The organism is Bacillus sp. JJ1127, from assembly GCF_036965845.1.
In the GTDB taxonomy this organism is placed as follows: Bacteria; Bacillota; Bacilli; order Bacillales; family Bacillaceae_G; genus Bacillus_A.
This window is the reverse complement of the sequence record NZ_JBALQK010000167.1, coordinates 5277-14519: the sequence shown is the minus strand read 5'-3', so window position 1 is coordinate 14519 and position 9243 is coordinate 5277. Positions and strand designations below refer to the sequence as shown.

General features: G+C 38.4%; 8 protein-coding genes, 1 pseudogene and 1 riboswitch. Of the genes and pseudogenes, 8 read left to right on the top strand and 1 reads right to left on the bottom strand.

Features of this window, described 5'->3' with window-relative positions:
- Positions 1-45: 45 nt before the first annotated feature.
- A pseudogene (locus V7183_RS25995) lies at positions 46-302 on the bottom strand (hypothetical protein).
- 349 nt (positions 303-651) lie between these two features.
- Positions 652-753, top strand: a riboswitch (purine riboswitch).
- Between the two features lie 110 nt (positions 754-863).
- Here V7183_RS25995 and purE point away from each other — a divergent pair.
- From purE to purF, 8 genes are all read left to right on the top strand, one after another.
- A complete protein-coding gene (gene purE, locus V7183_RS16810) occupies positions 864-1349 on the top strand; it encodes a 5-(carboxyamino)imidazole ribonucleotide mutase (RefSeq protein ID WP_097899349.1) in 486 nt (161 codons plus the stop codon).
- Positions 1346-2497, top strand: a complete 1152-nt coding sequence (gene purK, locus V7183_RS16805; RefSeq protein WP_097899350.1) for a 5-(carboxyamino)imidazole ribonucleotide synthase — start codon at positions 1346-1348, stop codon at positions 2495-2497. The genes purE and purK overlap by 4 nt, the downstream gene beginning before the upstream one ends.
- A complete protein-coding gene (gene purB / locus V7183_RS16800) occupies positions 2494-3801 on the top strand; it encodes an adenylosuccinate lyase (protein ID WP_097899351.1) in 1308 nt (435 codons plus the stop codon). Before purK ends, purB begins: the two co-directional genes overlap by 4 nt.
- A gap of 88 nt (positions 3802-3889) precedes the next feature.
- Positions 3890-4609 (top strand): phosphoribosylaminoimidazolesuccinocarboxamide synthase, encoded by a 720-nt coding sequence (gene purC, locus V7183_RS16795; RefSeq protein WP_097899352.1) that lies wholly within the window; start codon positions 3890-3892, stop codon positions 4607-4609.
- Entirely contained in the window at positions 4602-4856 is a 255-nt protein-coding gene (purS, locus tag V7183_RS16790; RefSeq protein ID WP_016132263.1) for a phosphoribosylformylglycinamidine synthase subunit PurS, read from the top strand. The genes purC and purS overlap by 8 nt, the downstream gene beginning before the upstream one ends.
- Complete coding sequence (gene purQ / locus V7183_RS16785) at positions 4853-5536, top strand: phosphoribosylformylglycinamidine synthase subunit PurQ (protein ID WP_097899353.1); 684 nt, start codon at positions 4853-4855, stop codon at positions 5534-5536. The genes purS and purQ overlap by 4 nt, the downstream gene beginning before the upstream one ends.
- Positions 5520-7739 (top strand): phosphoribosylformylglycinamidine synthase II, encoded by a 2220-nt coding sequence (gene purL, locus V7183_RS16780; protein ID WP_335360230.1) that lies wholly within the window; start codon positions 5520-5522, stop codon positions 7737-7739. Before purQ ends, purL begins: the two co-directional genes overlap by 17 nt.
- Positions 7724-9139, top strand: a complete 1416-nt coding sequence (gene purF / locus V7183_RS16775) for an amidophosphoribosyltransferase (RefSeq protein ID WP_335360229.1) — start codon at positions 7724-7726, stop codon at positions 9137-9139. The genes purL and purF overlap by 16 nt, the downstream gene beginning before the upstream one ends.
- The last annotated feature ends 104 nt before the right edge of the window (positions 9140-9243 follow it).

Sequence of the window (9243 nt, the reverse complement as noted above, 5' to 3'; positions counted from 1 at the left end):
ACTTAGGTTTTTTTGTGTTCATTTTTATTTGCCAAATGCCATAATCTATAAATTGAGCAATGCCAAAAGTGAAAAAAGAATAAAGAAGAGGCTGTTTAAAATAATAGCAATTTGTTTTGGCCTTCCAGGTTTTCCGAAAGACCCTAAAATAATTCCGATAATGGGACTGATTATTTCTACAAGAAGCATAAGCTTTAAATAGTGAGAATAGAAAAAGTGAGATGTTATAAAAGAGGATCCAATCATTGCAGCAGTTATTGCGATAAAAAACATAAATATGACAATATGTTAAGTTTCCGCATAATTAAACCACCTATAAATTAGTGTGAATTTATAACAATAGTATCATAGGCGATGCTTAAATATACAAAAAGTGGTATTATTTGTGCCTTGAATTGATTACTTTTTCATGTGCTCAGATTAAGAGCAGTATAAAATTTGATTAAATCATGGTTAAGGTATTCTATCGCTAAACCACGAGATCTTCATACGATACATCTGATCTTCCTACCCCAATTTCGTTTTTTACTTGCATATATTTTCACTTCTTCTTTTGAATATAACTAAAACACGAACGTTAACGATAACTAATAAAAAAACATTCGATTATTTATTGACATTGTTTATGAAATATTGTTAATATAGCCATAGAAACAATAATATATAAGACCTCATATAATCGCGGGGATATGGCCTGCAAGTCTCTACCTAACGACCGTTATTCGTTAGACTATGAGGGAAAGTCACTCGGTATTTTTCTATTCACAAGGGATACGTATGCCTGAGTAGAGCGCTTTCTCTCATAGTAAAAGAGAAACTGTTCTATTTCAGGCTTTTTTTATTTGAATCGGGGGGATTCTAATATGAAATCACTAGTTGGAGTCATAATGGGAAGCACGTCAGACTGGGAAACAATGAAATATGCTTGTGACATTTTAGATGAATTAAATATACCGTATGAGAAAAAAGTTGTATCCGCTCATCGGACTCCGGATTATATGTTTGAATATGCAGAAACAGCTCGTGAGCGTGGATTAAAAGTTATTATTGCTGGAGCTGGTGGAGCAGCGCATTTACCAGGAATGGTTGCAGCGAAGACAAATCTTCCTGTAATCGGTGTCCCAGTTCAATCAAAAACGTTAAACGGCCTAGATTCATTATTATCCATTGTCCAAATGCCAGGAGGGGTTCCAGTTGCAACTGTTGCAATTGGTAAGGCGGGTTCAACAAATGCTGGATTACTTGCTGCACAAATACTTGGATCATTTTATGATGACATACATGATGCATTAGAGTTGAGACGAGAAGCTATTGAGAAAACTGTGCGTGAAGGTAGTGAGCTAGTATGACGAGAATCATCTTACCTGGAAAAACAATCGGCATTATCGGAGGCGGCCAGCTTGGAAGAATGATGGCGCTGGCAGCGAAAGAAATGGGTTATAAAATTGCTGTTTTAGATCCAACAAAACATTCACCATGTGCACAAGTTGCTGACATTGAAATTGTTGCAGCCTATGATGATTTGAAAGCGATTCAGTATTTAGCAGAGATAAGCGATGTTGTCACATATGAATTTGAAAATATTGATTATAGATGTCTACAATGGCTTGAAAAACATGCGTATTTGCCACAAGGCAGTCAGTTATTAAGCAAAACGCAAAATCGTTTTACAGAAAAGAATGCAATCGTAAAGGTTGGTTTGCCAGTAGCGCCATATAGATTAATTCAGAAGCACGATGAACTTTTAGAAGCAATTACGGAACTTTCCTTCCCTTGTGTGTTAAAAACAACAACAGGAGGATATGACGGTAAAGGGCAAGTTGTTTTAAGAAGTGAAGCTGATGTTGCAAGAGCAAAAGAGCTTGTCGATCAAACTGAATGTATTCTAGAAAAATGGGTGCCATTTGAAAAGGAAATATCCGTTATTGTAACTCGTAGTGTAAGTGGGGAAACGAAGGTATTTCCAGTAGCAGAAAATATTCATGTGAATAACATTTTACATGAATCTATCGTTCCAGCTCGTATTACAGAAGAACTTTCTCAAAAAGCAATTACTTATGCAAAAGTACTTGCGGATGAATTAGAACTTGTGGGAACACTAGCGGTAGAGATGTTTGCTACAGCTGACGGTGAGGTTTACATTAATGAATTAGCACCAAGACCTCACAACTCAGGGCATTATACACTTGATGGATGTGAAACGAGTCAATTTGGGCAACATATTCGAGCAATCTGTAATTTACCTCTTGGAGAAACAAATTTGTTAAAACCAGTTGTCATGGTGAACATTTTAGGCGAACATATAGAAGGGGTCCTAGGACAAGTGAATAGATTAACCGGGTGCTATTTACACTTGTATGGAAAAGAAGAAGCAAAAGCACAGCGAAAAATGGGGCATGTAAATATTTTAAATGAGAATATTGAAGGTGCTCTAGAAAAAGCGAAGAGTTTGCATATTTGGGACCATCAAGAACAACTGTTGGAGGGAAAAAGATGATTAGTCGTTATACACGCCCTGAAATGGGTGCGATTTGGACGGAAGAGAACAAATTTAAAGCGTGGTTAGAAGTTGAAATTTTAGCTTGTGAAGCATGGGCTGAGCTTGGCGATATTCCAAAAGAAGATGTAAAAAAAATTCGTGAGCATGCATCATTTGATATGGAGCGTATTTACGAAATTGAAAAAGAAACACGCCATGACGTAGTTGCTTTCACTCGTGCTGTATCAGAAACACCAGCATTAGGTGAAGAACGTAAATGGGTTCATTACGGTTTAACATCTACAGACGTAGTAGATACAGCTTTATCTTACATCTTAAAACAAGCAAATGAAATCTTATTAAAAGATTTAGAGAACTTTACTAGCATTTTAGCTAATAAGGCGAAAGAGCATAAATACACGATTATGATGGGAAGAACACACGGTGTTCATGCAGAGCCAACAACATTTGGTTTAAAACTTGGTCTTTGGTATGAAGAAATGAAACGTAACGTAGAGCGCTTCAAGCAAGCTGCTCATACAGTTCGTGTTGGTAAACTATCTGGTGCGGTTGGTACATATGCAAATATTGATCCTTTCGTAGAAAAATATGTTTGTGAGAACTTAGGATTAGAAGCAGCGCCAATTTCTACACAAACGTTGCAACGTGATCGTCATGCACATTACATGTCAACACTTGCATTAATCGCAACATCCATTGAAAAGATGGCAGTTGAAATTCGTGGTTTACAAAAGAGTGAAACACGTGAAGTTGAAGAAGCTTTCGCAAAAGGTCAAAAAGGTTCTTCTGCAATGCCACATAAACGTAATCCAATCGGATCTGAAAATATGACTGGTTTAGCTCGTGTTATCCGCGGTTATATGATGACAGCTTACGAGAATGTTCCGTTATGGCATGAGCGTGATATCTCTCACTCTTCTGCAGAACGCGTAATTTTACCAGACGCTACAATCGCGTTAAATTACATGTTAAATCGCTTTGGTAATATCGTCAAAAACTTAACTGTATTCCCAGAGAATATGAAACGCAATATGACGAGAACATACGGTTTAATTTATTCTCAGCGTGTAATGCTTACACTAATCGATAAAGGCATGGTACGTGAAGAAGCTTATGATATTGTACAGCCTAAAGCGATGGAAGCTTGGGAAACACAAGTACAATTTAAAGAGCTTGTAGAAGCTGACGAGCGCATTACAAGTAAGTTAACGCAAGAAGAAATTAACGAATGCTTCAATTATGAACATCATATGCAACACGTTGATACAATCTTCGAACGTCTTGGATTAAATGAAGCGTAAAATTTCATATGGCACAGAATAGAGTCATTCTGTGCCATTCTTTATAAAAACATTATTCACATTTTTCAAACTACAGGGGGCTTGCGAAATGCAAAAGCTAGAATTGCTGTATGAAGGTAAGGCAAAAAGAATTTATCGTACAGAAGCAGCAGATATGGTTTGGGTAGAGTATAAAGATAGTGCGACTGCTTTCAATGGGGAGAAAAAAGCGACGATTACAGGAAAAGGTCGTTTGAACAATGAGATTACAACTTTATTGTTCAGAAAGTTACAAGAAGTGGGAATTAAAACACACTTTATTGAGAAGTTATCCGAAACAGAACAACTTGTAAAAAAGGTGAGTATTATTCCATTAGAAGTTGTCACAAGAAATGTAATTGCAGGTAGTCTTTCAAAAAGACTAGGAATGGAAGAAGGAACTGCTCTTACAACGCCAATTGTAGAATTTTACTTCAAAGATGATGATTTAGGAGATCCACTTGTAACGGAAGATCATATTCGTGTGTTAAACGTTGCAACACCAGAGCAAGTAAGTGTATTACGGGAAACAGCTCTACAAATCAATCAAGTGTTGATTGAGCATTTCGCAAGCTGTCGTGTAAGATTAGTAGATTTCAAATTAGAGTTTGGCGTAACAGAAACAGGGGAAATCATATTAGCGGATGAAATTTCACCAGATACTTGTCGTTTATGGGATGAAACGAGCAATGAAAAATTTGATAAAGATGTATTCCGTCGTGATCTTGGGAATTTAACAGAGGCATATGAAGAAATTTTAAAACGTTTAGGGGGAGCTTCACATGTATAAAGTAAAGGTATATGTAACATTAAGAGAGAGTGTACTAGATCCACAAGGAACAGCAGTGAAAGGTGCCCTGCATAGCCTTTCTTTTACAGAAGTGCAGGATGTTCGCATCGGTAAATATATGGAGTTAACAATTGATAAGTCAGTAACTGATCTGGATAGCAAGGTAAAAGAAATGTGTGAAAAACTATTAGCAAACGTTGTAATGGAAGATTACCGTTACGAAGTTGAGGAGGTTGTCGCACAGTGAAATTTGCCGTAATTGTATTTCCAGGTTCGAACTGTGATGTTGATATGTTTCATGCCATTAAAGATGAGCTTGGCGAAGAGGTAGATTATGTTTGGCATGATGCAGAGAATTTAGATGAGTATGATGCGATTCTTTTACCAGGTGGATTCTCTTATGGCGACTATCTTCGCTGTGGTGCTATTTCTCGTTTTGCAAATGCAATGAAGGCAGTGCAAAAAGCTGCCGAGCAAGGAAAACCAATTTTAGGCGTATGTAATGGATTCCAGATTCTTGTTGAATCAGGATTGTTACCAGGTGCATTAATGCGAAATGAAAATTTAAAATTCATGTGCCGAACTGTTCAGTTACGTGTTGAAAATAATGAAACAATGTTTACATCGCAATATAAAAAAGGTGAAGTCATCAATATTCCAATTGCACATGGTGAAGGAAATTACTACTGTGATGAAGCAACCCTTAAAGAATTAGAAGAAAAGAATCAAATTGCATTCCGTTACGTAGAAAATCCAAACGGAAGTGTTTCCGATATTGCAGGTATTGTAAATGAAAAAGGAAATGTACTTGGCATGATGCCACATCCAGAGCGTGCTGTGGATGAACTTCTTGGCGGTGCTGAAGGTTTAAAAGTCTTTCAATCTATTTTGAAACATTGGAGGGAAACATATGTCGTTAATGCTTGAACCAAATCCAACACAAATTAAAGAAGAACGTATATATGCGGAAATGGGGCTAACGGACGAAGAGTTTGCCATGGTTGAAAAGATTTTAGGGCGTTTGCCGAACTACACAGAAACAGGACTATTTTCTGTTATGTGGTCAGAGCACTGTAGTTATAAAAATTCAAAACCAGTTCTTCGCAAGTTTCCAACAACAGGAGAACATGTACTACAAGGACCTGGAGAAGGCGCAGGGATTGTAGATATCGGTGATAATCAAGCAGTTGTATTTAAAATGGAAAGTCATAACCACCCTTCAGCAATTGAGCCATATCAAGGCGCGGCAACAGGTGTTGGAGGTATTATTCGCGATGTGTTCTCCATGGGAGCACGTCCAGTAGCACTATTAAACTCACTTCGCTTCGGCGAATTACAATCACCACGTGTGAAATATTTATTTGAGGAAGTAGTAGCAGGTATTGCAGGATACGGTAACTGTATTGGTATTCCAACAGTGGGCGGAGAAGTACAATTTGATCCATGCTATGAAGGAAATCCACTTGTAAATGCGATGTGCGTTGGATTAATTAATCATGAAGATATTAAAAAAGGGCAAGCGCATGGTGCTGGTAATACGGTTATGTACGTAGGTGCTTCAACAGGACGCGATGGTATTCACGGTGCAACTTTCGCATCGGAAGAACTGTCCGAGAGTTCAGAAGCAAAACGCCCAGCAGTACAAGTAGGCGATCCATTTATGGAGAAACTTCTTATTGAAGCATGCTTAGAGCTTATTCAATCTGATGCTCTTGTTGGAATTCAAGATATGGGAGCTGCTGGTTTAACATCGTCTTCTGCGGAAATGGCAAGTAAAGCAGGAATGGGTATTGAAATGTATTTAGATGATGTACCGCAGCGTGAAACGGGTATGACGCCATATGAAATGATGCTATCTGAGTCGCAAGAACGTATGTTAATTGTCGTGAAAAAAGGTAGAGAGCAAGAGATTGTAGATTTATTTGAAAAATACGGCCTTGCAGCAGTTGCGATGGGGAAAGTAACAGAAGACAAAATGCTTCGCTTATTCCATAAAGGTGAAATGGTAGCAGAAGTTCCAGCAGATGCATTGGCAGAAGAAGCACCAATTTACCATAAACCATCAAAAGAGGCAGCATATTTTAAAGAGTTCCAAGAAATGAAGATGGAAACACCAAAAGTAGATAATTATAAAGAAACATTACTAGCTTTATTACAACAACCAACGATTGCAAGTAAAGAGTGGGTATATGATCAATATGATTATCAAGTACGCACAAGCACAGTTGTTACACCAGGATCAGACGCGGCAGTTGTACGCGTACGTGGCACAGAGAAAGCATTAGCAATGACAACAGATTGTAACTCTCGCTACATTTACTTAGATCCTGAAATGGGCGGTAAAATTGCAGTAGCTGAAGCTGCACGTAATATTGTATGTTCTGGCGGAGAGCCACTTGCAATTACAGATTGCTTGAACTTTGGTAATCCGGAAAAACCAGAGATTTTCTGGCAAATTGAGAAATCAGTAGACGGTATGAGTGAAGCTTGTCGTACATTAAAAACCCCGGTTATCGGTGGAAACGTATCAATGTATAACGAACGTAGCGGTGAAGCTGTGTATCCAACACCAACTGTTGGTATGGTAGGTCTTGTTCATGATCTAAAACATGTAACAACACAAGAATTTAAGCAAGCTGGTGATTTAGTTTATGTAATTGGTGAAACGAAAGCTGAATTTGGCGGAAGTGAATTACAGAAGATGGTATATGGTAAGATCTTTGGTCAATCACCAAGCATCGATTTAGAAGTGGAATCAAAACGTCAAAAACAATTACTAGAAGCAATTCAAGCAGGACTTGTTCAATCCGCACATGACGTTGCAGAAGGTGGATTAGCAGTTGCAATTTCTGAAAGTGCAATTGGTGCGAAAGGCCTAGGTGCTACTGTGAAATTAGATGGGGAAGCAACAGCAGCCTTATTTGCAGAATCACAATCCCGCTTTGTTGTAACGGTAAAACGTGAACAACAAGAAGCGTTTGAGAAAGTAGTAGAAGCAATTCAAGTTGGAGAAGTCACAAATACAAATGAAGTAACAATTCATAATGAAGAAAATGAAGTATTACTTACAGCAAATGTTGATGAAATGAGAAAGGCTTGGAAAGGGGCAATCCCATGCTTGCTGAAATAAAGGGGTTAAACGAAGAATGTGGCGTTTTCGGAATTTGGGGGCATGAAAATGCAGCACAAGTTGCGTACTACGGATTGCACAGTTTACAGCACCGTGGGCAAGAAGGCGCAGGCATTGTCGTCAATAATGGGGAGAAAATCATCGGTCACAAGGGGTTAGGTTTAATATCAGAAGTGTTTTCAAGAGGTGAGCTAGAAGGATTAGACGGAAGATCTGCAATCGGACACGTACGATATGCAACAGCAGGCGGAAGTGAAGTAGCGAATGTGCAACCACTACTATTCCGTTTTTCTGATCATAGCATGGCATTAGCTCATAACGGGAATTTAATTAATGCAAAGATGCTTCGCCGTGAATTAGAGGCAGAAGGAAGTATTTTTCAAACGAGTTCAGATACAGAAGTACTGCTTCATTTAATTAAGCGTAATACAAAAGGTTCACTAATCGAGAGCGTGAAAGATGCGTTAAATAAAGTAAAAGGTGCATTTGCGTATCTTTTACTAACAGGGAACGAAATGATTGTTGCGCTAGATCCGAATGGGTTCCGCCCACTTTCCATCGGGAAAATGGGAGATGCGTACGTTGTAGCATCTGAAACATGTGCTTTTGATGTAGTTGGTGCAACATATATTCGCGATGTAGAACCTGGGGAGCTACTTATCATTAATGACGAAGGTATTCAAGTAGATCGTTTTACAAATGAGGTAGAACATGCAATTTGTAGTATGGAATACATCTACTTTGCACGCCCAGACTCCAATATTGCTGGCATTAATGTTCATGCAGCACGTAAAAGCATGGGGAAACGTTTAGCGATGGAAGCGCCTATTGAAGCGGATGTTGTAACGGGTGTACCGGATTCTAGTATTTCGGCAGCGATTGGTTATGCAGAAGCAACTGGAATTCCATACGAATTAGGATTAATTAAAAATCGTTACGTTGGTCGTACTTTTATCCAACCGTCTCAAGAATTGCGTGAGCAAGGGGTAAAAATGAAGCTCTCAGCAGTACGAGGTGTGGTTGAAGGGAAACGGGTTGTTATGATTGACGACTCTATTGTAAGAGGAACAACAAGTAAACGAATTGTTCGTATGCTTCGTGAGGCTGGAGCGACAGAAGTGCATGTTAGAATTGCTTCCCCGCCTCTTAAGTATCCATGTTTTTATGGAATTGATATTCAAACGAGAAAAGAATTAATCGCAGCAAATCACTCTATAGAAGAAATCCGTCAAATTATCGGAGCAGATTCTTTAACATTTTTAAGTGAAGATGGTTTAGTAGATTCAATTGGACGCCCATATGAAGGGAAATACGGCGGCTTATGTATGGCTTACTTTAATGGGGATTATCCAACAGCTCTTTATGATTATGAGCAAGAACTTTTAGAAAGTATGAAATAAGAAAGCGGAGAAGCTTCTACTTTACTTTAAGTAGAAGCTAGCTTTTTCCTATATATACATCAATTAAAAAACGGACATAACCCCCCTCTTTTTAGATGGGAGAG

Excerpts from the sequence above, each read along its gene's own strand:
- purE (WP_097899349.1), top strand. The coding sequence starts at position 864 with ATGAAATCACTAGTTGGAGTCATAATGGGAAGCACGTCAGACTGGGAA.
- purK (WP_097899350.1), top strand. The coding sequence starts at position 1,346 with ATGACGAGAATCATCTTACCTGGAAAAACAATCGGCATTATCGGAGGC.
- purB (WP_097899351.1), top strand. The coding sequence starts at position 2,494 with ATGATTAGTCGTTATACACGCCCTGAAATGGGTGCGATTTGGACGGAA.
- purC (WP_097899352.1), top strand. The coding sequence starts at position 3,890 with ATGCAAAAGCTAGAATTGCTGTATGAAGGTAAGGCAAAAAGAATTTAT.
- purS (WP_016132263.1), top strand. The coding sequence starts at position 4,602 with ATGTATAAAGTAAAGGTATATGTAACATTAAGAGAGAGTGTACTAGAT.
- purL (WP_335360230.1), top strand. The coding sequence starts at position 5,520 with ATGTCGTTAATGCTTGAACCAAATCCAACACAAATTAAAGAAGAACGT.
- purF (WP_335360229.1), top strand. The coding sequence starts at position 7,724 with ATGCTTGCTGAAATAAAGGGGTTAAACGAAGAATGTGGCGTTTTCGGA.